Below are 1,004 nucleotides of genomic sequence, written 5' to 3'. Positions count from 1 at the left end.
AGTTTGTGTTTTGGGGGAGTCATGGGGTAGGGAATTTTGGTTTTCATAATATTATGAAATGTTGCGGGATGATAGCTTTGTACTTTTTACATGTTTTTGATTCGAAAAAAAGCTATATAGAATTTTATAATAAATTAACTTTTTTTTCTAATAAATATTATATTGCTATTAGAGATTATTCGCCTTTATCTACAAAATGTTTTTATTTGATTTTTAAAATTTCTGTTTGTTTAGTTAGAGATCCTATAAGTTGTTTAAAAAGTTGTCTAAATTACAAATGGCCATCTAAAAGTTATATGCATACTGTTTTTTTAAATCAAAGGCCAGAAGTTTTTTTGCAAGATAGAATAGCTTATGTGGTAAATAATGGCATTAGCAATAAACCTTCTTTGGAAGCTATAGGTAAAATTATCCAAAGTCGAGTACCTTATTTTCACGATTCTTCTCTGAAGAAATATTTAAAAGGAGTGAAAAAAACGCATTTTTTGGATATGAATGAAATTATTGGAAAAAAAACCATATCAACTATAGAAAAACTTTCTCAAAAATTTGCATTAGAAAAATCTATTGTAGAGGATTCATTTTATGACTTTAATTTTGGGAGTTATGTAAACATGCTTCCAATTCATATTAATATTAGCCAACATTTTAATTTAGAAAAAGAATTACTAATTTCAGTTATATATAAAGGATTTAATGTTTCGTATACTGAAATTGATAAGCAATTTGTTAATGTTGATAAAATTTTGTCAATACAGAGCGATTGTTTTTCTTGCTTAGTATTAAACGAACATTATAATTTATTTTTAGAAAAGCTAGAACAAAAGGATTTGATTTATATTAAGTCTTATATAGAGGTATTATTTTTAGCCATTGAGAAGCAAAAACAAACAGAAGATAAAAAAAGAATAGCAGAAAGAGATATTTTGAATTATTTTAAAGAAAATAAAGAACTTGCTAAAGAATTTAAAAGAATTTTAGATACAGAGCATCTGCCTTATATT

At 25.0% G+C, this 1,004-nt stretch carries 1 protein-coding gene; it reads left to right on the top strand.

All coding sequences use genetic code 11. The features are described from left to right. Positions 1-1,004: DUF2972 domain-containing protein (locus H2280_RS08340; protein WP_337216249.1), on the top strand; the 1,004-nt coding region annotated here is incomplete at both ends.

This window comes from Campylobacter sp. 2457A (assembly GCF_020135895.1).
GTDB lineage: Bacteria > Campylobacterota > Campylobacteria > Campylobacterales > Campylobacteraceae > Campylobacter_D > Campylobacter_D taeniopygiae.
This window is presented reverse-complemented; position numbering and strand designations above follow the sequence as displayed.